The organism is Lysobacter sp. HA18 (assembly GCF_054057595.1).
Window position 1 is genome coordinate 1,958,030 of record NZ_JBSRZL010000001.1, and the last position, 20,671, is coordinate 1,978,700.

General features: G+C 66.4%; 22 protein-coding genes and 2 tRNA genes. 16 read left to right on the top strand and 8 right to left on the bottom strand.

What is annotated here, in order from left to right:
• Window positions 1-83: 83 nt before the first annotated feature.
• Window positions 84-1,487 (top strand): GntP family permease, encoded by a 1,404-nt coding sequence (locus ACVWWW_RS09730; protein WP_027082207.1) that lies wholly within the window; start codon window positions 84-86, stop codon window positions 1,485-1,487.
• A gap of 12 nt (window positions 1,488-1,499) precedes the next feature.
• Here ACVWWW_RS09730 and ACVWWW_RS09735 read toward each other — a convergent pair whose 3' ends face one another.
• Entirely contained in the window at window positions 1,500-2,327 is an 828-nt protein-coding gene (locus tag ACVWWW_RS09735) for an amidohydrolase (protein ID WP_051234822.1), read from the bottom strand.
• Between the two features lie 7 nt (window positions 2,328-2,334).
• Window positions 2,335-3,483 carry a pyridoxal phosphate-dependent aminotransferase gene (locus ACVWWW_RS09740; RefSeq protein WP_027082205.1) on the bottom strand — a complete coding sequence of 383 codons (1,149 nt, stop codon included), beginning with the start codon at window positions 3,481-3,483 and terminating at the stop codon, window positions 2,335-2,337.
• Between the two features lie 57 nt (window positions 3,484-3,540).
• On the opposite strand from ACVWWW_RS09740, the gene ACVWWW_RS09745 reads away from it, so the two are divergent.
• The 10 genes from ACVWWW_RS09745 to ACVWWW_RS09790 all read left to right on the top strand — a co-directional run bounded on the left by ACVWWW_RS09745 (window position 3,541) and on the right by ACVWWW_RS09790 (window position 10,858).
• A complete protein-coding gene (locus tag ACVWWW_RS09745; RefSeq protein WP_196804327.1) occupies window positions 3,541-4,026 on the top strand; it encodes a DUF3293 domain-containing protein in 486 nt (161 codons plus the stop codon).
• Window positions 4,027-4,058: 32 nt separating this feature from the next.
• Window positions 4,059-4,697 carry a heme ABC exporter ATP-binding protein CcmA gene (ccmA, locus tag ACVWWW_RS09750; RefSeq protein WP_027082204.1) on the top strand — a complete coding sequence of 213 codons (639 nt, stop codon included), beginning with the start codon at window positions 4,059-4,061 and terminating at the stop codon, window positions 4,695-4,697.
• Entirely contained in the window at window positions 4,691-5,380 is a 690-nt protein-coding gene (gene ccmB / locus ACVWWW_RS09755; RefSeq protein WP_027082203.1) for a heme exporter protein CcmB, read from the top strand. The genes ccmA and ccmB overlap by 7 nt, the downstream gene beginning before the upstream one ends.
• Window positions 5,381-5,476: 96 nt before the next feature.
• Entirely contained in the window at window positions 5,477-6,226 is a 750-nt protein-coding gene (locus tag ACVWWW_RS09760; protein WP_027082202.1) for a heme ABC transporter permease, read from the top strand.
• Entirely contained in the window at window positions 6,223-6,393 is a 171-nt protein-coding gene (gene ccmD, locus ACVWWW_RS09765) for a heme exporter protein CcmD (protein WP_081671963.1), read from the top strand. The genes ACVWWW_RS09760 and ccmD overlap by 4 nt, the downstream gene beginning before the upstream one ends.
• The gene (gene ccmE / locus ACVWWW_RS09770) at window positions 6,390-6,893 is read left to right on the top strand and encodes a cytochrome c maturation protein CcmE (protein WP_027082201.1); all 504 of its coding nucleotides are present in this window, start codon (window positions 6,390-6,392) and stop codon (window positions 6,891-6,893) included. The genes ccmD and ccmE overlap by 4 nt, the downstream gene beginning before the upstream one ends.
• A 12-nt stretch (window positions 6,894-6,905) precedes the next feature.
• On the top strand, window positions 6,906-8,873 hold the full coding sequence (locus ACVWWW_RS09775) for a heme lyase CcmF/NrfE family subunit (protein ID WP_027082200.1): 1,968 nt from the start codon (window positions 6,906-6,908) through the stop codon (window positions 8,871-8,873).
• A complete protein-coding gene (locus tag ACVWWW_RS09780) occupies window positions 8,870-9,421 on the top strand; it encodes a DsbE family thiol:disulfide interchange protein (protein WP_027082199.1) in 552 nt (183 codons plus the stop codon). The genes ACVWWW_RS09775 and ACVWWW_RS09780 overlap by 4 nt, the downstream gene beginning before the upstream one ends.
• Window positions 9,414-9,863, top strand: a complete 450-nt coding sequence (locus ACVWWW_RS09785) for a cytochrome c-type biogenesis protein (RefSeq protein WP_027082198.1) — start codon at window positions 9,414-9,416, stop codon at window positions 9,861-9,863. Before ACVWWW_RS09780 ends, ACVWWW_RS09785 begins: the two co-directional genes overlap by 8 nt.
• Window positions 9,863-10,858 carry a tetratricopeptide repeat protein gene (locus ACVWWW_RS09790; protein ID WP_456998685.1) on the top strand — a complete coding sequence of 332 codons (996 nt, stop codon included), beginning with the start codon at window positions 9,863-9,865 and terminating at the stop codon, window positions 10,856-10,858. The genes ACVWWW_RS09785 and ACVWWW_RS09790 overlap by 1 nt, the downstream gene beginning before the upstream one ends.
• A gap of 69 nt (window positions 10,859-10,927) precedes the next feature.
• Here the strand turns inward: ACVWWW_RS09790 and ppsA are convergent, their stop codons facing one another.
• On the bottom strand, window positions 10,928-13,303 hold the full coding sequence (ppsA, locus tag ACVWWW_RS09795; protein ID WP_027082196.1) for a phosphoenolpyruvate synthase: 2,376 nt from the start codon (window positions 13,301-13,303) through the stop codon (window positions 10,928-10,930).
• A gap of 130 nt (window positions 13,304-13,433) precedes the next feature.
• Between ppsA and ppsR the strand changes: the two genes are divergently transcribed.
• The 4 genes from ppsR to ACVWWW_RS09815 all read left to right on the top strand — a co-directional run bounded on the left by ppsR (window position 13,434) and on the right by ACVWWW_RS09815 (window position 15,121).
• Window positions 13,434-14,255 (top strand): posphoenolpyruvate synthetase regulatory kinase/phosphorylase PpsR, encoded by an 822-nt coding sequence (gene ppsR / locus ACVWWW_RS09800; protein WP_027082195.1) that lies wholly within the window; start codon window positions 13,434-13,436, stop codon window positions 14,253-14,255.
• Between the two features lie 86 nt (window positions 14,256-14,341).
• A complete protein-coding gene (locus ACVWWW_RS09805) occupies window positions 14,342-14,848 on the top strand; it encodes a DUF1249 domain-containing protein (protein WP_027082194.1) in 507 nt (168 codons plus the stop codon).
• Between the two features lie 43 nt (window positions 14,849-14,891).
• A tRNA-Ala gene (locus ACVWWW_RS09810) sits at window positions 14,892-14,967 on the top strand.
• Between the two features lie 78 nt (window positions 14,968-15,045).
• Window positions 15,046-15,121 (top strand) — tRNA-Glu (locus ACVWWW_RS09815).
• Between the two features lie 36 nt (window positions 15,122-15,157).
• Here the strand turns inward: ACVWWW_RS09815 and ACVWWW_RS09820 are convergent.
• Both ACVWWW_RS09820 and orn read right to left on the bottom strand, forming a co-directional pair.
• A complete protein-coding gene (locus ACVWWW_RS09820; RefSeq protein ID WP_155914161.1) occupies window positions 15,158-15,673 on the bottom strand; it encodes a hypothetical protein in 516 nt (171 codons plus the stop codon).
• A gap of 129 nt (window positions 15,674-15,802) precedes the next feature.
• Window positions 15,803-16,372, bottom strand: a complete 570-nt coding sequence (orn, locus tag ACVWWW_RS09825; protein ID WP_027082192.1) for an oligoribonuclease — start codon at window positions 16,370-16,372, stop codon at window positions 15,803-15,805.
• Between the two features lie 126 nt (window positions 16,373-16,498).
• On the opposite strand from orn, the gene ACVWWW_RS09830 reads away from it, so the two are divergent.
• Entirely contained in the window at window positions 16,499-16,891 is a 393-nt protein-coding gene (locus tag ACVWWW_RS09830; RefSeq protein ID WP_456998686.1) for a DUF2721 domain-containing protein, read from the top strand.
• Here the strand turns inward: ACVWWW_RS09830 and tadA are convergent.
• The 3 genes from tadA to guaB form a co-directional block, all read right to left on the bottom strand.
• The gene (gene tadA / locus ACVWWW_RS09835) at window positions 16,888-17,370 is read right to left on the bottom strand and encodes a tRNA adenosine(34) deaminase TadA (protein ID WP_027082190.1); all 483 of its coding nucleotides are present in this window, start codon (window positions 17,368-17,370) and stop codon (window positions 16,888-16,890) included. The genes ACVWWW_RS09830 and tadA overlap by 4 nt on opposite strands.
• Before the next feature lie 118 nt (window positions 17,371-17,488).
• The gene (guaA, locus tag ACVWWW_RS09840; RefSeq protein ID WP_027082189.1) at window positions 17,489-19,057 is read right to left on the bottom strand and encodes a glutamine-hydrolyzing GMP synthase; all 1,569 of its coding nucleotides are present in this window, start codon (window positions 19,055-19,057) and stop codon (window positions 17,489-17,491) included.
• Window positions 19,058-19,151: 94 nt separating this feature from the next.
• A complete protein-coding gene (gene guaB / locus ACVWWW_RS09845; RefSeq protein ID WP_027082188.1) occupies window positions 19,152-20,609 on the bottom strand; it encodes an IMP dehydrogenase in 1,458 nt (485 codons plus the stop codon).
• Window positions 20,610-20,671 lie beyond the last annotated feature (62 nt).

A 20,671-nucleotide genomic window follows, 5' to 3' on the forward strand; every position in this document is an offset into this window, starting at 1 on the left:
GCGGCCGGCAGTTGTACGTTCGGACAATGCCGGCGGCGTGGCCGCTCCGGATACTGGCGCGCATCCTGGGGACGAGAGCCTAGATGGCCTTCCTGATCGTGCTGGCTGCGCTGGCCTTCCTGATGTTCGTGGCCTACCGCGGCCATTCGGTGATTCTTTTCGCGCCCGTCGCAGCGCTCGGCGCGGTGCTGCTCACCGATCCATCGCTGGTGCCGCCGATGTTCACCGGCCTGTTCATGGCCAAGATGGTGGACTTCCTCAAGCTCTACTTCCCGGTATTCCTGCTGGGCGCGGTGTTCGGGAAGCTGATCGAGCTGTCGGGTTTCTCGCGGTCGATCGTCGCCGCGACCATCCGCGTGGTCGGTGCGGGCCGCGCGATCCTGTCGATCGTCCTCGTCTGCGCGCTGCTGACCTACGGCGGCGTGTCGCTGTTCGTCGCGGTGTTCGCGGTGTATCCGTTCGCCGCTGAGCTGTTCCGCCAGAGCGATATCCCGAAGCGCCTGATTCCCGGCACGATCGCGCTCGGCGCATTCACGTTCACGATGGACGCGCTGCCCGGCACGCCGCAGATCCAGAACATCATTCCGACGACGTTCTTCGGCACGACCACGTGGGCCGCGCCGATTCTCGGCAGCCTCGGCGGCGTGTTCATCCTCATCGTCGGTCTGCTTTATCTCGAATCACGACGTCGCAAGGCCGCTGCGGCCGGCGAAGGCTATGGCGACCCCGCAACGCTGGTGAACGAGCCGGTGCGCTTCGAAGGCGATCGCCTCGCGAGCGCATGGGTCGCATTGCTTCCGCTGGTGCTGGTCGGCGTCGCGAATCGCCTATTCAGCGCGTGGATTCCCGGCTTCTACGGCAAGTCGACATCGTTCGACCCTGCGGTGATCGGCGACGCCGCACCCGTCGTGCAGGAAGTGACGAAGGTCGCCGGCGTGTGGGCGGTCGAAGGCGCGCTGCTCATCGGCATCGTCAGCGTGCTGGTGCTCGCGTGGCGGCCGGTGGCGTCGCGCTTCGTCGAAGGCAGTCGTGCGGCGATCAGCGGTGCGTTGTTGGCGTCCATGAACACGGCATCGGAATACGGCTTCGGCGCGGTAATCGCCGCCCTGCCCGGCTTCCTCGTGGTGTCGAACGCGCTTTCGTCGATTCCGAATCCGCTGCTCAATACCGCGGTCACGGTGACGTCGCTCGCCGGCATCACGGGCTCCGCGTCCGGCGGCATGGGTATCGCCCTTGCGGCAATGGCGCAGCAGTTCATCGCGCAGGCGAATGCAGCGGGAATTCCTATGGAGGTGCTGCATCGCGTCGCGGCGATGGCATCCGGCGGCATGGACACGCTGCCGCACAACGGCGCGGTGATCACGGTGCTGGCCGTTACCGGCCTGACGCATCGCCAGGCCTATCGCGACATTTTTGCGGTCACCGTGATCAAAACGACTGCGGTGCTCGTCGTGATCGGGCTCTACTACCTCACCGGCCTCGTCTGAGGCCGACGCGCGTTACAGCAGTTCGAAGCGGTCGGCGTCCAGCATTGCGGGGAAGCGCTTGCGGTGCGCGTGCAGTTCCTCGAGGAACAGCGTCGTCGTGCTGACCACTTCCATGTCCGCGCATTCGCTGAGCGGATTGCCGAGGAAATCGATCACCGCGCTGTCGCCGGCGTAGACCAGCCCGTTGCCGTCGGTGCCGACGCGATTCACCGCGGCGACATACGACAGATTCTCCATCGCACGTGCACGCAGCAATGTGCGCCATGCATGACCGCGCACGCCGGGCCAGTTGGCGACGTAGAGCAGCAGGTCGTAATCGAGATCTTCCTTGCGCTCGACGTCGAAACGGTTGCGCGAGAACACCGGGAAGCGCAGGTCGTAGCAGACCAGCGGACAGATGCGCCAGCCGCGCCAGTCCAGCGTCAGGCGGTCGCGGCCTGCGCTGTAGCGCTCGTGCTCGCCCGCGTAACGGAACAGGTGGCGCTTGTCGTAGTACTGCACGTCGCCATCGGGCGTCACGAACAGCAGACGGTTGCTGACGCCGTTGTCGGTGCGCAACTGCACGCTGCCGGTCACTGCGGCATTCAGATCCTTCGCCCAGTCGCGCATCCATTGCACGGTCGGGCCGTCCATGGTTTCGGCGCGGTCGATGGCGTCGTTGGAGAAGCCGCTGGTGAACGTTTCCGGCAGTACGACGAGATCGGTGATGTTGTGCAGCGCGCCGATCAGGTCGCCGTAGTACTCGCGGTTGGCTTCCGGGTCGTGCCAGCGCGTCTCGCCCTGCACCAGGCTGACGCGAAGCGGGTTGCGTGCATCGGCGATGCGGTATTCGGTGGACATGTGAACCTCAGAGCGCCTGCAGACGCGCGACGGCGGCGTCGAGCGTGGTTTCGTTCTTGGCGAAGCACAGGCGCGCGAGGCGCTGCCCGGCCGGCGGCGTGCCGTAGAACGGCGAGAGCGGAATGGCGACGACGCCCTTCTCGATCGTCAGCCAGCGACAGAACTCCGCGTCGGGCAGATCGCTCACCGCGGAATAGTCGACCAGCTGGAAATAGCCGCCCGGCACCGGCAGCGGACGCAGCTTCGTCGTCAGCAGTTGTTCGCGGAAACGATCGCGCTTGGCTTCGTAGAACGCGCCGAGCTGTTCGTAATGCTCCGGCTCGGCTTCGATCATCTCGGCGAACGCGAACTGCGCCGGAGTGAACGTGCAGAAGGTGTTGTACTGATGCACCTTGCGGAATTCGACCGACAACGCCGGGGGCGCGATGCAGTAACCGATCTTCCAGCCCGTGCAGTGATACGTCTTGCCGAAGCTCGACACCACGAACGCACGCGAACGAAGTTCGGGATAACGCAACGCCGACTCGTGTCGGCGACCGTCGAAGATGATGTGCTCGTACACCTCGTCGGACAGCAGGTAGATCGACGTGCCGTCGAGCAGCGCGATCAGCTGCTGCATGTCGTCCGCCGTCCACATCGCGCCCGACGGGTTGTGCGGCGAGTTGATCATGATCATGCGCGTGCGCGGCGTCACCGCGGCGCGGATCGCCGCCCAGTCGGGCGCGAAGGTCTCGGGATCGAGCGCGACATGCACCGCGACTCCGCCTGCCAGATCGATCGCCGGCTCGTAGCAGTCGTAGCAGGGATCGAGAACGATGACCTCGTCGCCCGGACACACCACCGCGTGCACGGCATCGAAGATCGCTTCGCTCGCGCCGGACGTCACCGTCACTTCGGCATCCGCATCGGGACGATATCCGTAGCAGCGCTCGGTTTTATGCGCGATCGCGGCACGCAGCGGCGGCACGCCCGTCATGGGCGAATACTGGTTGCGGCCATCGCGCATCGCGCGTGCCAGTGCGTCGACGAGCCGTGCGGGAACATCGAAGTCGGGAAACCCCTGCCCGAGGTTCACCGCGCCGTGTTCGACGGCCAGTTGGGACATCACGGTGAAGATGGTCGTACCGACCTTGGGCAGCTTGGTGTCGGGCGTCATTCGGCGCGGGGTCGTTCGAAGGGCTTTCGAGTTTACGTAATGGACGTGGAGGACGGCATGAGCGACGACAGGACGAACGACGGTGCATCGCAGGACGATCCGATCGGCCTCGCACGCGCATTCGCGAGCGCCCGCTACTGCGCGGAACTCGGTGGCGAACCAATTGAATTCGGCGTCGGCGAACGCGTGCCCGAGGTCGAATCGCGGCTGCCGGCGTCGAGCTATGCGTTCATCACCGCATGGAATCCGGACGCCGAATCGCACCCGGTCACGGAGAATGCGGAGTCCGACGACGTGCTGGTCGCGCGCATGGACGCATTGGGCGTCGACTACCGCCGCACCTGGGCGCAGGCGCCCGACGGCGGCCACCGCGAAGCGGGCTGGCTGATCGCCGGTCTCGACCCCCATCGCGCCGACGCGCTGGGCCGCCAGTTCGATCAGGCCGGCATCCTCGCGTGGCTGGCCGGCGAACCGGTGCGGCTGCACATGCTGATGCCGCGCCCGCCCGGCGCCGATCTCGCGGACGTCGACTGGATAGAATGAGCGGCTGCGGCCATCGGCCGTCCGACACGCCGATGCCCGACGCCCCTCGCCCGCCGCTGCTCGACGCCACCGGCCTCTCCTTCTCGCGCGACGACGAGCCCGTCTTCGGGCCGCTCGACGTGTCCGTGGACGTAGGCGAAGCGCTGCTCGTCCAGGGCGAGAACGGCGCCGGCAAGACCACGCTGCTTCGCGTGCTCGCGGGCCTGCTCCGCGCTGACGCCGGCGAAGTGCGCATCCATGGCCGCCATGCGACACCCGCCGAACGCGCGGGCGTGATCGGTTACGTCGGCCATCTGCCCGGGCTCAAGGGCGACCTGTCGACGCTGGAAAATCTCGATTGCATGGCGGGGCTGCAGGGCCGTCGCGCGGGGCTCGATGCGGCTGAAGCGCTCGATCTCGTCGGTCTGGCGGGCTACGAAGACCAGCTCGCGCGCCAGCTCTCCGCCGGTCAGAGAAAGCGCTTGGCTCTCGCGCGCCTGTGGCTGTCGCCGGCGCCGCTTTGGCTGCTCGACGAGCCGTACGCCAACCTCGACCTCGACGGTATCGAGCTGGTGAACCGCCTGATCCGGCGGCATCTCGACGACGGCGGCGCAACGCTGCTGACCACGCACGGCGCCTATGCCGCACCGCCCGTGCGCACGCGACTGCTGCATCTGGAGCGCGCATCGTGACGCCGCGCCCGAGCCTTGCCACATCCGCAGCGGCGCTGATCCGTCGCGACCTCCGCCTGCTCTGGCGCCGCCGCAGTGACGCCCTGCAGCCCGCGATGTTCGCCGTGCTGGTCGTCGTCCTCTTCGCGCTGGCCCTCGGCGCTGAGGACAAGCTGCTGTCCAGGGTCGCCAGCGCCGTGCTCTGGCTCGCCGTGCTGCTCGCCGGGCAGCTGTCGCTCGACAGCCTGTTCCGTTCCGACGCCGAGGACGGCTCGCTCGAGCAGTGGATGCTCGCGCCGGTCCCGCTGCCGTGGCTGGTGCTGGTCCGCACCGCCATGCATTGGGCCACCTCCGCATTGCCGCTCCTGATCGCGACACCCATCCTCGGGCTACTCCTGCACCTGCCCGCCGCCCAACTGCCGGTACTGATGGCATCGCTCGCACTCGGCACACCGTTGCTGAGTCTCATCGGTGCGGTGGTCGCCGCGCTGACCGTCGGAATGAAGCGCTCCGGTATACTTGTGGCCCTGCTGGCGCTGCCTCTTTATGTGCCGGTGCTGGTCTTCGGCGCGGGAAGCGTCGTCGCCGCGTCGCAGGGGCTGGACCCGTCAGGCGCGCTGCTGCTGCTCGGCGCCGGACTGGTCGCCAGTCTGCTCCTGGCCCCGGTCGCCGCGGCCGCCGCGCTGCGGATCGCCCTGAACTGAGGCCCCCGAATTGAGTCCGATCAAGCGCTCGCCGGCGACGGTCCGGAATACTGCCCCGCACGCTTCGACCGGCACCCCGCACGCTCCGATGCCCGCATGAATCCGCTGGTCCGCTGGTTCCACCAACTCGGCTCGCCGCCCTACTTCGACCGCTTCGCCGCGCGATGGGCGCCGTGGGGTTATGGGCTGGGTCTGCTCGCGATGCTGGTCGGCATCTACGGCGCGCTGTTCACCGTGCCCGCCGACTACCAGCAGGGCGACAGCTTCCGCATCCTCTACATCCACGTGCCGTCGGCCTGGATGAGCATGGCCGTATTCGCCGCGATGGCGCTGTACGCGGCGGTCGCGCTGATCTGGCGCATCAAGCTGTGCGAAATACTGGCGATGGCCTGCGCGCCGATCGGCGCCGCGTTCACCCTGATCACTCTGGTCACCGGCTCGATCTGGGGCAAGCCGATGTGGGGCACGTGGTGGGACTGGGACCCGCGCCTGACCACGGAACTGATCCTGCTCTTCCTCTACCTCGGCGTGATGGGCATCTACGGCGCTATCGATGACCGCCGCATCGCCGCGCGCGCGGCGTCGTTCCTCGCGATCGTCGGCGTCGTGCTGCTGCCGATCATTCATTACTCGGTGGTTTGGTGGAACTCGCTGCACCAGGGCCAGACGATCCGACTGTTCGGCAAGTCGTCGATGGATGCGTCGATGATGGCGCCGCTGATCTGGATGACGATCGGCACGCACATCTGGTTCGTCGGCGCACTGCTGGCGCGTGCGCGCGCGGACAACCTGCGTCGCGAGTCCGGCAAGCACTGGGTCGCACAGGCCGCGGGAGCTGCGCGATGACGTACGCGAACTACGTCGCTGCGGCCTACGCCGTCTTCGCCGTCGTGCTCGGCTGGGATTTCCTGTCGACGCGCGTGCAGATCATTCGTCACCTTCGCGCCGCCAAGCGACGCGAATCGCGCGACGCCGCCCGTGCGCGTCCGAAACGTTCCATGGAAACGCAATGAACCCGATCCGTCGTCGCCGCCTGATGTGGCTCGTCGCGCTCGTGCTGGGCGCCGGCCTCGCGGCCACGCTCGTCGCGATGGCGCTGCAGCGCAACGTGGCCTACCTCTATACGCCGTCGGAAATCTTCGGCGGGCAAGCCGGTGCGCAGGTGCGCGATGGCGGCAGCAAGTTCCGCCTCGGCGGCATGGTCGCGCGCGGTTCGTTCAAGCGTGCGCAGGGCTCGATGGAAGCGCACTTCGACGTCACCGACGGCGATCGCGTCATGCCGGTCGTCTACACCGGCATCCTCCCCGACCTGTTCCGCGAGGACCAGGCGGTGATCGCGACGGGCCACATGCAGGGCGACCGTTTCGTCGCGGAGCAGGTGCTCGCCAAGCACGACGAGACCTACATGCCGAAGGAAGTCGCCGAGAAGATGGGCAAGGCGCACCGCAAGCATGACGTAGCCGACAACGCGGCGGTGCCATCACAGTCGGCGCCCGCCGAAGCGATGCAGTGACGGAATATTTCGATGCTGCCTGAAATCGGCCAGTTAGCGCTGCTGCTGGCATTCGTCGTTGCGATCGCACAGGCGACGCTTCCGCTGATCGGCGCGCATCGCGGCATCGGCGCGTGGATGGACCTCGCGCGGCCAACGGCGTACGCGCAGCTCGGCTGCATCGCGATCGCGTTCGGCGTGCTCACCTATGCGTTCGTGACGCAGGACTTCTCGGTCAAGTACGTCGCCTCGAACAGCAATTCGCTGCTACCGATGCCTTATCGCTTCTCGGCGGTCTGGGGTTCGCACGAAGGCTCGCTGCTGCTCTGGGCACTGGTGCTCGCGCTGTGGACCGGCGCGGTCGCGACGTTCTCCGGCGCGTTGCCGCGCCACGTCGTCGCGCGCGTGATCGGCGTGATGGGCATCGTCGCGGTCGGCTTTCTCGCGTTCCTGATCTTTACCAGCAACCCGTTCGTTCGGCTGCTGCCGGCGGTGATCGAAGGTCGCGACCTCAATCCGCTGCTGCAGGATCCGGGCCTGATCATCCACCCGCCGATGCTCTACACGGGCTACGTCGGATTCTCGGTGCCTTTCGCATTCGCGATCGCCGCGCTGCTCGAAGGCGATGTCGACACGCGCTGGCTGCGCTGGACGCGTCCGTGGACGAACATCGCCTGGGCCTTCCTCACCGTCGGCATCGCGCTCGGTTCGTGGTGGGCGTACTACGAACTCGGCTGGGGCGGCTGGTGGTTCTGGGACCCGGTCGAGAACGCGTCGTTCATGCCGTGGCTCGCCGGCACCGCGCTCATCCATTCGCAGGCGGTGACCGAGAAGCGCGGCGGCTTCGTCGGCTGGACGTTGCTGCTCGCGATCGCAGCGTTCTCGCTGTCGCTGCTCGGCACGTTCCTCGTGCGCTCCGGCGTATTGACCAGCGTGCACGCGTTCGCGGCCGACCCGACGCGCGGCACGTTCGTGCTGATCTTCCTCGGCATCGTGGTCGGCGGCTCGCTGCTGCTCTACGCGTTGAAGGCGCCCGATAACAGCGCCGCGCCGCCGCGCTACTTCGCGATGTACTCGCGCGAGACGCTGCTGCTGGTGAACAACGTCCTGCTCAGCGCCTCGTGCGCGATGGTGCTGCTCGGCACGCTGTACCCGCTGCTGGCTGATGCGCTGGACATGGGCAAGATTTCGGTCGGCCCACCCTACTTCGCCTCGTTCTTCATCCCGCTCGTCGCGCTGCTCGCGTTGCTGCTTCCGTTCGGCCCGCTGACGCGTTGGCAGCGCGAGGAACCGTCGCGGCCCGCAAGGCTCCTTGCGCCGCTCGCGGTGCTTGCGGTGCTGTCGGGCGTCGCGGCCTTCGTCCTGCTGCCGCAGGGCGGGTGGAAGTCGGCGCTCGCGCTGGTCGGCGTCGTCTGGGTGGTGCTCGGCACTGTGCGCTTCGTCGTGCAGCGCGTCCGGAATACCGGCGGACGGTTCACCGGCGAAATGGTCGGCATGATCCTCGCGCACACAGGGCTGGGTGTCTTCCTTGCGGGCGCACTGCTTGTCGAAGGCATGGCGCAGCAGCACGAACTCGCGTTGAAGCCGGGGCAAACCGTCGCGCTGGGTCGCTATGAATTCCGCTTCGACGGCGTCGAACGTCGCCAAGGCCCGAACTACGTTGCCGACCGGGGCACGGTCATCGTCTCGGACGGTGGCCGCGCGATCGACACCATGCATCCCGAGAAGCGCACCTACGCAAGCGGCGGACAGGTCATGACGGAAGCGGCGATCCGCCCGGGGGTTGCGCGCGATCTTTACGTCGCGCTCGGTGAATCGCTCGGCGGCGGCTCGTGGGCGGTGCGCGTGCACGTCAAGCCGTTCGTTCGCTTCATCTGGGGCGGCGCGCTGCTGATGGCGCTGGGCGGACTCGCAGCGGCGTTCGATCGACGGTTCCGCAACGCACGCGCGCCGACTGCCGTGCCTGCGGACGACGCAGCGACAGCCGGAGCCACCCCGTGACGCGTGCCCGCTGGATACCGCTCGCCGTGTTCGCCGTGCTCGCCGTGCTCCTCGCCGCCGGCGTGTGGCTCAGCCGCAAGCCCGATCGCGAAGCACTGCCGTCTCCGCTGGTCGGCAAGGCCGCGCCCGAGTTCGCACTTCCTTCGCTGCATCAGCCGCAGCGCATCGTGCGCGCAGCCGACCTGCGCGGCGCGCCGTACGTGCTCAACGTCTGGGGCAGCTGGTGCCCCGCGTGCCGTGAAGAGCATCCAGTGATCACGCACTTCGCGGAAACCAAACGCGTGCGTGTGATCGGCTACGACGTGAAGGACACGCGAGAGGACGCGCTGCGCTGGCTCGAGCAGTTCAACAATCCGTACTGGCTGGTCATCGCCGACGAAGCCGGCACGACGGCGATCGACTTCGGCATCTACGGCGCGCCTGAAACCTTTCTGATCGATGCACAGGGCCGCGTGCGCTGGAAGCACGTCGGCCCGCTCACCGACGCGATCATCCGCGACGAACTGCTCCCGCAGCTGCAGGGTCTGGAGACCGAACGTGGTGCGTAGGGTCCTGTTCGCGCTGCTCGCCGCGTTGCTCGTCATCGGGACTGCGACCGCACAGGTCGCCGACCGTCGTCCGCTGCAGTTCCGCGATGCGGCCGAGGAAACGCGTTTCCGCGACCTCACGCATCAGCTGCGTTGCGTGATGTGCCAGAACCAGTCGATCGCCGATTCCGAAGCCCTCATCGCAATCGATCTACGTCGCGAGATCCTGCAGCTGATGCGCGAAGGCCGCAGCGACGACGAGATCCGTCGCTTCCTGGTCGACCGCTACGGACAGTTCGTGCTCTACAACCCCGAAGTCGAACCGTCGACGTGGCTGCTGTGGTTCGGCCCGGTGCTCATTCTGCTCGCGGGGGGCGGCATCGTCTGGCGCGTCGCCCGTGATCGTTCGCGTGCGCGCGTCGACACGCCCGTGGCAGCTTCCGAGGACAACGGCGAATGGTGATGTCGAACGCTTTCATCGTCGCGGCGCTCGCGCTCGGTCTCGTCGTCCTCGTGTTCGCGTTCTGGCCGCTGATCCGTCGACGTCCTACGTTGGGTGGTGTGGTTGCCGGCGCGGCGCTCGTCTCGGTGTCGGCCTTGTACCTCCTCGTCGGTACGCCGGCCGCGCTTGATCCGGCCAACGTGCATCCGGTCGACACGCTATCGTCCGCGGTCGACCGCCTCGAACGCGAACTCGCCGGCAATCCCGTGCAGCCGGACGGCTGGCGACTGCTTGCCGATGCGTACCGCGCCGAAGGCCGCCCAGCCGACGTCGTGCGCGCGTACTCACAGGCGTTGCGTTACGCGCCGCGCGATCCCGACCTGCTCGCACAGGCCGCCGAAGCGCGCGCGATCGCTGCGCCGGGCCGACGCTTCGACCCGGAATCGATCGCGATGCTGCGTCGCGCCCTCGAAATCCAGCCGACACACCAGCGTTCGCGATGGTTCCTCGGTGTCGCGCAACGCCAGGCCGGTGCTGCTGCGGATGCAGCAGTGACGTGGCAACCACTGCTCGCCGCGGTCGACCCGGCCACTGCAGGCGCACTGCGCACGCAGATCGACGACGCACGCCGCGAAGCAGGCCTGCCGCCGCTGCCGGAGTCCGCCGTTCCGAAGGCACGCGTGCTGACGATCCGCGTCGACATCGCACCGGCACTGCGTCGCGATCTCCCCGCCGACGCCGCGGTCTTCGTGCTTGCGCGCGAACCCGGCGGGATGCCGATGCCCGTCGCGGCCAAGCGCCTTATCGTCGGCGACCTGCCGACCACGATCACGCTATCCGACGCCGACAGCCCGATGCCAACACGCAGACTTTCGCAGCTGCAGAACGTTGAAATCATCGCGCGCGCGTCCCGAAGCGGTGTCGCCAATGCACAATCGGGCGATCTCGAATCACCCGCGTTGCAGGTCGCGTCCGACGCAAAGACCGCACTGACGATCGACCACGCGCGCCCCTGATCACCGCATGCGCTGCAACGAAAAGCCCCGCCGAAGCGGGGCTTTTTCTTATCGCGACGACGCTGCAAATCAGCCCGCGGCCTTCGCCTTAGCAAGCCGCAGCCACGTATCGACCACCGTATCCGGATTCAGCGACACCGACTCGATGCCCTCCTCCATCAGCCACTGCGCGAGGTCAGGATGGTCGCTCGGGCCCTGCCCGCAGATGCCGACGTACTTGCCCTTTCGCTTGGCGGCCTGGATCGCCATCGACAGCAGCTTCTTGACCGCCGGATCGCGTTCGTCGAACAGGTTCGCGACGATGCCCGAGTCGCGATCGAGGCCGAGCGTCAGCTGCGTGAGGTCGTTCGAACCGATCGAGAAGCCGTCGAAGATCTCGAGGAACTCGTCCGCCAGCAGCGCGTTCGACGGAACCTCGCACATCATGATGATCTTCAGGCCGTCCTCGCCCTGCACGAGGCCGTTCTTGCGCAGCACTTCGACCACCTTGCGGCCTTCGTCCAGCGTGCGCACGAACGGGATCATGACCCAGCAGTTCTTCAGGCCCATCTCGTTGCGCACCTTAAGCACGGCGCGGCACTCGAGCGCGAAGGCTTCTGCGAACGACGGATCGACGTAACGGCTCGCACCGCGGAAGCCGAGCATCGGGTTCTCTTCATGCGGCTCGTAACGCGCGCCGCCGATGAGATTGGCGTACTCGTTCGACTTGAAGTCCGACAGACGCACGATCACCGGGTTCGGCGCGACCGACGCCGTGATCGTCGCGATGCCTTCGGCGAGACGATCGACGTAGAAGTCGACCGGGCTGGAATAGCCGGCCATCTTCGCGTCGATCTTCTTCTTGGTTTCCGCATCCTGGCGGCCGTATTCGAGCAACGCCTTCGGATGCACGCCGATGTGGCTGGCGATGATCATCTCGAGGCGCGCAAGACCGACACCCGCGTTCGGCAGCATCGCGAAGTCGAACGCGCGCTCGGGGTTAGCGACGTTCATCATCACCTTGAGCGGCGCTGGCGGCATGTGCTCGAGGTCGGCAACATTGCGATCGAACGGCAGTTCGCCGTCGTAGATGAAACCGGTATCGCCTTCGGCGCAGCTCACGGTGACCTGCTGGCCGTCCTTGATCGTATCGAGCGCGTTGCCGGTACCGACGACCGCCGGAACGCCGAGTTCGCGCGCGATGATCGCGGCGTGGCAGGTACGGCCACCGCGATTGGTGACGATCGCAGCCGAACGCTTCATGACCGGCTCCCAGTCGGGGTCAGTCATGTCAGCGACGAGCACGTCGCCCGGCTGCACGCGGCTCATGTCGTCGAGCGAACGCACGACGCGGGCGACGCCGGTGCCGATCTTCTGGCCGATCGCACGCCCCTCGCACACCACGGGCCCGCGCTGCATCAGCTGGTAACGCTCGATCTGCGTGGCATGCGCGCGCGACTTCACGGTCTCGGGGCGCGCCTGCACGATGAAGAGCTTGCCGCTGACGCCGTCCTTCGCCCACTCGATATCCATCGGGCGGCCGTAATGCTGTTCGATGACGAGCGCCTGCTTCGACAGCTCCTGCACGTCTTCGTCGCTGACGCAGAAACGGTTGCGCAGTTCGTCCGGCGTCGGCTCGGTGCGCACGCGCTCACCCGCCACGTCGGAATAGACCATGCGCAACTGCTTCGCACCGAGCGTGCGGCGCAGGATCGCCTTCTTGCCGTCGCGCAGCGTGGGCTTGTAGACGTAGAACTCGTCGGGATTCACAGCGCCCTGCACCACCATCTCGCCGAGGCCGTAGCTCGCGGTGACGAACACCACTTGGCGGAAACCGGACTCGGTGTCGAGCGTGAACAACACGCCGGACGAACCGACGTCCGAACGCACCATCAACTGCACGCCAGCGGACAGGAACACGTCTTCGTGCTTGAAGCCGTGGTGCACGCGATACGCGATCGCGCGGTCGTTGTAGAGGCTCGCGAAAACTTCCTTGACCTTGTGGACGACGTCGTCCTCGCCCGTCACGTTGAGGAAGGTCTCCTGCTGGCCCGCGAAGCTCGCATCCGGCAGGTCTTCCGCCGTCGCCGACGAACGCACCGCGACGGCGACATCGCCGCCGCCGTTCTCGCCGCACAGCTGGCGATACGCCGCGCGGATGTCGCGATCAAGTTCGGGCTGCAGCGGCGCATCGATCACCCAGCCACGGATCTCGCCGCCGGCCGCGGTCAATGCGTGCACGTCCTCGACATCGAGCGTGGCCAGTCGATCGAAGATGCGCTGGTGCAGGTCGTTATGCGCGATGAAATCCTTGAACGCCTCCGCGGTGGTCGCGAAGCCGCCGGGCACCGACACACCGAGCCCGGCCAGGTTGCCGATCATCTCGCCGAGCGAGGAGTTCTTGCCGCCGACGCGCGCCAGGTCCGACAGGCGAAGCGCGTGCAACCACAGGATGTTCTCGTTCAAGACCGTCTCCAAGGGTGTTTTCGGGCGCGACCGCCGGCGAATAGCGGATATGATCGCCGCTGCGTCCCGCGCATACAAGCTTGATTTGCCGGGGTTTTTCCTGTCCGACCAACGTCTGGCGCGTATCTCGATGAGCGAAGTCCGCCCCGTTTTCTACGTCTCCGACGGCACCGGCATCACCGCCGAGACCATCGGCCACAGCGTGCTCACCCAGTTCACCGAGACGCGGTTCGACACCACGCGCATTTCGTTCGTCGATTCGCTCGAGCGCGCGCAGGACACGGTGGCGCGCATCCGCGAGGCCGGAGCACGCCATGGTGTCCGACCGATCGTGATCAACTCGTGCGTGGACCCGGAAATCAGCGCCGCGCTGATCGAGAGCGGCGCGCTGATGCTCGACGTGTTCGCGCCCTTCATCGAGCCGCTGGAGCGCGAACTCGAGCAGACGCGACAGCGCCACGTCGGCCGCGCGCACGGCATGGTCGATTTTGAGCGCTATCACCGCCGAATTGACGCCATCAATTTCACGCTGACGCACGACGACGGCCAGAGCCTCGACTACGCCGATGCGGACTTGGTGCTCGTCGCAGTGTCGCGCGCAGGCAAGACGCCAACCTGCATCTACCTCGCGCTCCATTACGGCGTGCGTGCAGCGAACTATCCGCTGACCGAGGAAGACCTCGAGCACGACCGTCTTCCGCCGCGTCTGCGTCCCTATCGGCACAAATTGTTCGGGTTGACGATAGATCCCGCGCGCCTGCAGCAGATCCGCCAGGAACGTCGCCCGAATTCGCGCTATGCGCAGCTGGAAACCTGCCGTCGCGAAGTCGCTGCGGCGGAAGCCATGTTCCGCGCCGAACGCATCCCCACGCTGAGTACGACGCACACCTCGATCGAGGAGATCGCGAGCAAGGTGCTGACCACGCTCGGCCTGCAGCGCGAGATGTTCTAGCTGCGCTGTGACGGTGTTCCCGTCGCTCGCTGAACGGGTCGGACGCCGTCGCACTCTCGTGGACAACGGGCGTGTAGAGTCGATCCATGTCCCAGCTCGTCGCCCGCAAACGCCTCGTTCCGCGACTCAGCCGCTTCGCCTGGCTGATGGCCCTGTACGCCGAAAACCACGGCCGCCTGGGGCGGCTTTTCGATATCCGTAACCTGGGCGAAGGTCGCTGGGTATCGGATATCGGTGACGGCGTGCCCGTCCGCGTCGACGTGATGGGCCAGCATCCGTACACGAGCGAAATCCGCCTGACCTACGCGATGCGCGACCCGGTCACTGGTGAATCCGATCCGTCCGCCTACGTGCGGCTCTATCACGACGCCAAACAAGCGGAAGCGACCCATTGCTATGTCGGTCGCCGCTGGCAGGACGTGATCGGGCTCAACCCGACGCCCGAACGGCTGCTCGGTCACCGCATGCGGATGAACACGTTTCTCGGCAAGTGGCTGCAGTACCTCGGCGAACGTGGCCATGGCCCGACGACGCTGCGATTCGAAGGCGCGATTCCGGTCGAAGAACGTGAAGAAATCGTCGACGATGCTTGACGGTGCCGGGGTCGCTCACTAATATGCCGGCTCTCCAGCGCGTGGGGCCATAGCTCAGCTGGGAGAGCGCTACAATGGCATTGTAGAGGTCGCCGGTTCGATCCCGGCTGGCTCCACCATCTGGAAGTAAAAATTAGAGGCCGGGCATAGGCCGATGTAACACGCCCGGTGTCGCGCCTAGCGAAGTTTGCTACAGCGTCCCCATCGTCTAGAGGCCTAGGACATTACCCTTTCACGGTAGCGACCGGGGTTCGAATCCCCGTGGGGACGCCACTATCTCGAAGCCCGCGAAAGCGGGCTTCGCTCGTTTCAGGGGTCGACCGGCTCGTCTTCCGGCTCCGGCAGGCAGTTCGGCTTGCGGAGTCGACGCTCGACTTCGTTGCAGTGACGCGGCGGCCCGCCGAACAGCGACGTCGCGATACGCACGACGCCCGATCGTGCCCGCGCCTCGTCCAGCAGGGTACCGCCGCCTTGCCAAGCATCCGCGAAGCGGGTTCGTCTCCCGTCGATCGGCGGCGCTCTGAGTTTCTCACGCGTCGCGAAGTGATCGGTCACTGACGGTTCCGGAACACGCAGATCAAGCGGCGCTGCCGCGGTTGCGACCTCCTCACTGTCGCGTGCGGCCGGGGCGCGCTGCGCATCAAATTCGACGGTGACCTGGGCGGCATGCCTGTGACGCGCGGTCACGATGGATGCGATCTCGTGTGATGCAACTTCTCGCGCGATCGGCACACGCTCTTTTCGCGGCAGGTATTCGACGACCAGCGCATCGTCCTTCGTGGCCCGCACACTCGACATCGGCACGAAGCGCAGCAGCATCACCACGAATGCAAGCTGCGCCAGTGCAGCGAGCACCAGCGCAAGCAAACGGTCACGTCGGTCTGTTCGCTCCATCGCCACATCCCTGCAACGAATCCCGCGGGTTCGATGCGATGCGGCGGCGGAAGTTCCGCGTTATGCGGCGTTGCCGCCGAGCGGTCCCATGAACTGACGGTAATGACGCAGCTCTGCGATCGAGTCGCGGACGTCGCTCAGCGCGGTATGCGCGGATTCCTTGTGGACGCCGGACGAAACCTGCGGCGCCCAGCGGCGCGCGAGTTCCTTGATCGTGCTGACGTCTAGGTTGCGATAGTGGAAATGCTTTTCCACGCGCGGCATTAAGCGATGCAGGAAGCGGCGATCCTGGCAGATCGAGTTGCCACACATCGGCGACGCGCTCGGTGCGACCCACTGGTTGAGGAATTCGACGGTGCGCGCTTCGGCGTCAGCCATCGATACGCCCTGCGTAACCACGCGCTCCCACAGCCCCGAGCGTCGATGCTGGTTGCGGTTCCAGTCGTCCATGCCTTCAAGGCGCTCGACCGGATGCGCGATGGCCAGTTCGGGCCCTTCGGCGAGGATGTTGAGCTCCGCATCGGTGACGACAGTGGCGATCTCGAGGATCGAATCGTTGTCGGTGTCGAGGCCGGTCATCTCGAGGTCGATCCAGATGAGGCGCTGGCCCTGGGTGCGGAGATCGCTCATGCGCGTGGTCCTTGCGGTGTCGTGCGCATCATAATCCAGCGATCACGGAGCACGACGCGATGAACCCGATCCTCAACGCCGGCCACTACGCGATCCTTACCACCATGCTCGCCCCGCGCGCTGCTGATGACAGCCACGGGCTCGATGCTGGTCTCGGCCAATGCGCGGCTCGCGCGGGTGGTCGATCGCCTGCGCGCCTTGATCGTGGAATGGCAGCACGTCGCGCCCGATCCCGCCGCGCGTGACCTGCGCGTTCTCCGTCATCGCCGTCGCGCGCACTTGGTGTTGCGTGCCTGCCAGATGCTCTACGTCGCGCTGGGGTGCTTCGTCGGCACCAGCCTGACGCTCGCGATCGACGCATTTCTGCGTTACCACCTCGACGTGTTGCCGACAGTGCTGGCAATTCTCGGCGTCGCGTTCCTGCTCGGCGCCAGCCTGCTTCTCGGTATGGAAGTCAGCTTGGCCGTGCGCAGCTTCGACGAAGAACTGGACCACGAGATCCAGCGGCATCGCACCTAGGCCGGGGGTCGTCCGCGTTTCGCGCGGAAGTATGCGGTGAGCATGCTGCCGGCTTCGTCGGCGAGAACGCCGCCGGTGACGTCGATGCGGTGGTTGTGGCGCGGATCGGCGAGCAGGTCGAACACGCTTCCTGCGGCGCCCGTCTTCGGATCGAACGCACCGAACACGACGCGTGCGATGCGCGCATGGATCATCGCCATCGCGCACATCGCACAGGGTTCGAGCGTCACGTAGAGCGTCGCGCCGATCAGACGATGGTTGCCGACCGCCCTGCCCGCTTCGCGCATCGCGACGATCTCGGCGTGCGCGCTGGGATCGTGGTCGTTGATGTTGCGGTTGAAGCCGCGGCCGATGATAGCGCCGGATGCGTCGACGACCAGCGCACCGACCGGGATTTCGTTGTGGACGTCGCGGGCGTGTGTCGCGAGGTTTAGGGCTTCGCGGATGAAGTGTTCGTCGGTGGTGGCCGGGGTGGTCATGCGGTGCGGGGAGTGTTCAAAGGCGTTGCGTCGCGCACCGGATTTTGCGAACTCCCGGCCCGGCCCAGCGGGCCGGGCAATGAACCGCCTGCGAGCCGATGGCTCGCAAGCAGGCGGTTCATTCCCATTCGATCGTGGCCGGCGGCTTGCCGCTGATGTCGTAAACCACGCGCGATACGCCGCGCACTTCGTTGATGATCCGGCTCGACACGTGACCGAGGAACTCGTGCGGTAGATGTGCCCAGTGCGCGGTCATGAAGTCGATCGTCTCGACGGCGCGTAGCGAGATCACCCATTCGTACGCACGCGCGTCACCGACAACGCCGACCGACCGCACCGGCAGAAATACGGCGAACGCCTGACTGACCTTGTCGTACAGATCGTGGCGCCGCAGTTCGTCGATGAAGATGTGGTCGGCCTTGGCGAGGATCTCCGCGTATTCCGCCTTCACTTCACCGAGGATGCGGACGCCAAGGCCTGGGCCCGGGAACGGATGGCGATACACCATCTCGCGCGGCAGTCCGAGTTCGAGGCCGAGGCGGCGCACTTCGTCCTTGAACAGTTCGCGCAGCGGTTCCACGAGACCGAGCTTCATGTGCTCCGGCAGACCACCCACGTTGTGGTGGCTCTTGATCACGTGCGCCTTGCCGGTCTTGCTGCCGGCCGACTCGATCACGTCAGGATAGATCGTGCCCTGCGCGAGCCAACGCGCATTCGTGAGCCGCGTCGATTCCTCATCGAAGATGTCGACGAATAGGCCGCCGATGATCTTGCGCTTGGCTTCGGGGTCGGCCACGCCTTCGAGCGCGGCGAAATAGCGATCCCGCGCGTTGACGCGGATCACGCGCACGCCCATGTGCTCGGCGAACATCGCCATCACCTGGTCGCCTTCCTCGAAACGCAGCAGGCCCGTATCGACGAAAACGCACGTCAGCTGGTCGCCGATCGCGCGATGCAGCAGCGCAGCGACCACCGACGAATCAACGCCACCAGAAAGACCAAGAATCACTTCATCGCTGCCGACCTGCGCACGCACGCGCGCGATCTGGTCTTCGATGATGCCGGCCGCGGTCCACAACGTGGCGCAGCCCGAAATGTCGACGACGAAGCGTCGCAGTAGCGCCTGCCCCTGCTTGGTGTGTGTCACTTCCGGATGGAACTGCACCGCGTACCAGCGCTTCTCCTCGTTCGCCATCGCGGCGACCGGAATGCGATCCGTGCGTGCGGTGATGACGAATCCGGGCGGCGCCTTCGACACGTGATCGCCGTGGCTCATCCACACGTCGAGGCGCGGCGGCGCGCCCGGATGATCCTTGAGATCGCCGAATAGCGAATCTGCTGCAACCAGTTCGACGGTCGCATGTCCGAACTCTCGCGCATCCGCGGCTTCGGTCGCGCCGCCGAGCTGCGCGGCCATCGTCTGCATGCCGTAGCAGATGCCGAGGATCGGCAGGCCCGAGTCGAATACCTGCTGCGGCGCGCGCGGTGCACCCGGAAGCGTGGTCGATTCCGGACCACCCGATAAAATGATGCCCTTCGGCGCGAACGCGGCGATCTCCGCGGGGTCGTGGTCCCACGCCCAGATCTCGCAGTAGACGCCGAGTTCGCGCACGCGGCGCGCGATGAGCTGCGTGTACTGCGCGCCGAAGTCGAGGATCAGGATCTTGTCGCTGTGGATGTCGTGCACGCGCTCGGTCTTCCGGTGCGTCCCGGCACGCGGGACGGTGAACTTCGACGGCGCGACATCGCGGCCGTCGACATCGTGTTGCGGCCGCTGCGAACTACGAACGGTAGTTCGGCGGTTCCTTCGTGATCTGCACGTCATGCACGTGGCTCTCGCGCGTGCCCGCGCTGGTGACGCGTACGAAGTTCGGCTTCTTGCGCATCTCCTCGATAGTCGCGCAGCCGACGTAACCCATCGTCGCGCGCAAACCGCCGGCGAGCTGATGGACGACGCCACGCAGCGGGCCGCGATACGGCACGCGGCCTTCGATGCCTTCCGGCACGAGCTTGTCGGCGTCGCTCGCGTCTTGGAAATAGCGGTCCTTCGACCCCTTCTCCATCGCGCCCAGCGAGCCCATGCCGCGGTAGCTCTTGTAGCTGCGGCCCTGGAACAGTTCGGTTTCGCCTGGCGATTCCTCGGTGCCCGCGAACAGGCCACCGATCATCACACTCGATGCGCCGGCCACGATCGCCTTGCCGATGTCGCCCGAATAGCGGATGCCGCCATCGGCGATCAGCGGAATGCGATCCTGCAGCGCCTCTGCGACCATGTCGACCGCGGTGATCTGCGGCACGCCGACGCCGGCAACGATGCGTGTCGTGCAGATCGAACCGGGGCCGACGCCGACCTTCACCGCATCCGCGCCGTGATCCATCAGCGCGAGCGCCGCATCGCCGGTGACGATGTTGCCGCCGATGACCTGGCACTTCGGGAACTTCGTCTTGACCCACTTCACGCGCTCGAGCACGCCCTGCGAATGGCCATGCGCGGTGTCGACGACGATTACGTCGACGCCCGCAGCAACAAGCGCTTCGATGCGCGCTTCGGTATCACCGCCGACACCGACCGCCGCACCGACGAGCAGTCGCCCGCCCGCGTCGTAACCCGCGCTCGGGTTGTCGCGCTTCTTCTGGATGTCCTTGACGGTGATCAGGCCGCGCAGCGCGAACTCGTCGTTGACGACCAGCACCTTCTCGATGCGGTTGCGATGCAGAAGACCGAGTACTTCGTCGTCCGTCGCGCCTTCGCGCACGGTCACGAGCCGATCCTTGCGCGTCATGATGTTGCGCACCGGATCAGCGAGCTGCGTTTCGAAACGCATGTCGCGACTGGTGACGATGCCGACCAGCTGGCCATTCTCGTCGACCACCGGCACGCCGGAAATGTTGCGCGCGCGCGTCAGCTTCAGCACTTCCGCGATGGTCGTATCCGGGCCGACGGTGAACGGCTCGCGGATGACGCCGGCTTCGAAGTTCTTGACCTGCCCGACCTGCGCGGCCTGCTGCTCGACCGACATGTTCTTGTGGATGATCGAGATGCCGCCGAGCTGCGCCATCGCGATCGCGAGGCTGGCTTCCGACACGGTGTCCATCGCCGCCGAAACGATCGGCAGGCGGATGGTGAGGTCACGGGTGAGGCGGGTCGCGAGCGAGACGTCCTTGGGCAGGACTGTCGAGTGCGCGGGGACGAGCGAGACGTCGTCGAAGGTGAGCGCTTCAGCCTGGATGCGCAGCATGGGCGGCCCCGGGAAGATGAAGCGCGTCATTGTACCGCCGCCGCGCTCGCCTTCACAGGCGA

Bases quoted from the DNA above. Each gene is read 5' to 3' on its own strand.
- ACVWWW_RS09740 (WP_027082205.1), bottom strand. From the start codon at position 3,483: ATGACGCCCGACACCAAGCTGCCCAAGGTCGGTACGACCATCTTCACC.
- ACVWWW_RS09730 (WP_027082207.1), top strand. From the start codon at position 84: ATGGCCTTCCTGATCGTGCTGGCTGCGCTGGCCTTCCTGATGTTCGTG.
- ACVWWW_RS09760 (WP_027082202.1), top strand. From the start codon at position 5,477: ATGAATCCGCTGGTCCGCTGGTTCCACCAACTCGGCTCGCCGCCCTAC.
- ppsR (WP_027082195.1), top strand. From the start codon at position 13,434: ATGAGCGAAGTCCGCCCCGTTTTCTACGTCTCCGACGGCACCGGCATC.
- tadA (WP_027082190.1), bottom strand. From the start codon at position 17,370: ATGACCACCCCGGCCACCACCGACGAACACTTCATCCGCGAAGCCCTA.
- ACVWWW_RS09830 (WP_456998686.1), top strand. From the start codon at position 16,499: ATGACAGCCACGGGCTCGATGCTGGTCTCGGCCAATGCGCGGCTCGCG.
- ACVWWW_RS09775 (WP_027082200.1), top strand. From the start codon at position 6,906: ATGCTGCCTGAAATCGGCCAGTTAGCGCTGCTGCTGGCATTCGTCGTT.
- orn (WP_027082192.1), bottom strand. From the start codon at position 16,372: ATGAGCGATCTCCGCACCCAGGGCCAGCGCCTCATCTGGATCGACCTC.
- ccmE (WP_027082201.1), top strand. From the start codon at position 6,390: ATGAACCCGATCCGTCGTCGCCGCCTGATGTGGCTCGTCGCGCTCGTG.
- ccmA (WP_027082204.1), top strand. From the start codon at position 4,059: ATGCCCGACGCCCCTCGCCCGCCGCTGCTCGACGCCACCGGCCTCTCC.
- guaB (WP_027082188.1), bottom strand. From the start codon at position 20,609: ATGCTGCGCATCCAGGCTGAAGCGCTCACCTTCGACGACGTCTCGCTC.
- ACVWWW_RS09745 (WP_196804327.1), top strand. From the start codon at position 3,541: ATGAGCGACGACAGGACGAACGACGGTGCATCGCAGGACGATCCGATC.
- ACVWWW_RS09735 (WP_051234822.1), bottom strand. From the start codon at position 2,327: ATGTCCACCGAATACCGCATCGCCGATGCACGCAACCCGCTTCGCGTC.
- ACVWWW_RS09805 (WP_027082194.1), top strand. From the start codon at position 14,342: ATGTCCCAGCTCGTCGCCCGCAAACGCCTCGTTCCGCGACTCAGCCGC.
- ccmD (WP_081671963.1), top strand. From the start codon at position 6,223: ATGACGTACGCGAACTACGTCGCTGCGGCCTACGCCGTCTTCGCCGTC.
- ACVWWW_RS09790 (WP_456998685.1), top strand. From the start codon at position 9,863: ATGTCGAACGCTTTCATCGTCGCGGCGCTCGCGCTCGGTCTCGTCGTC.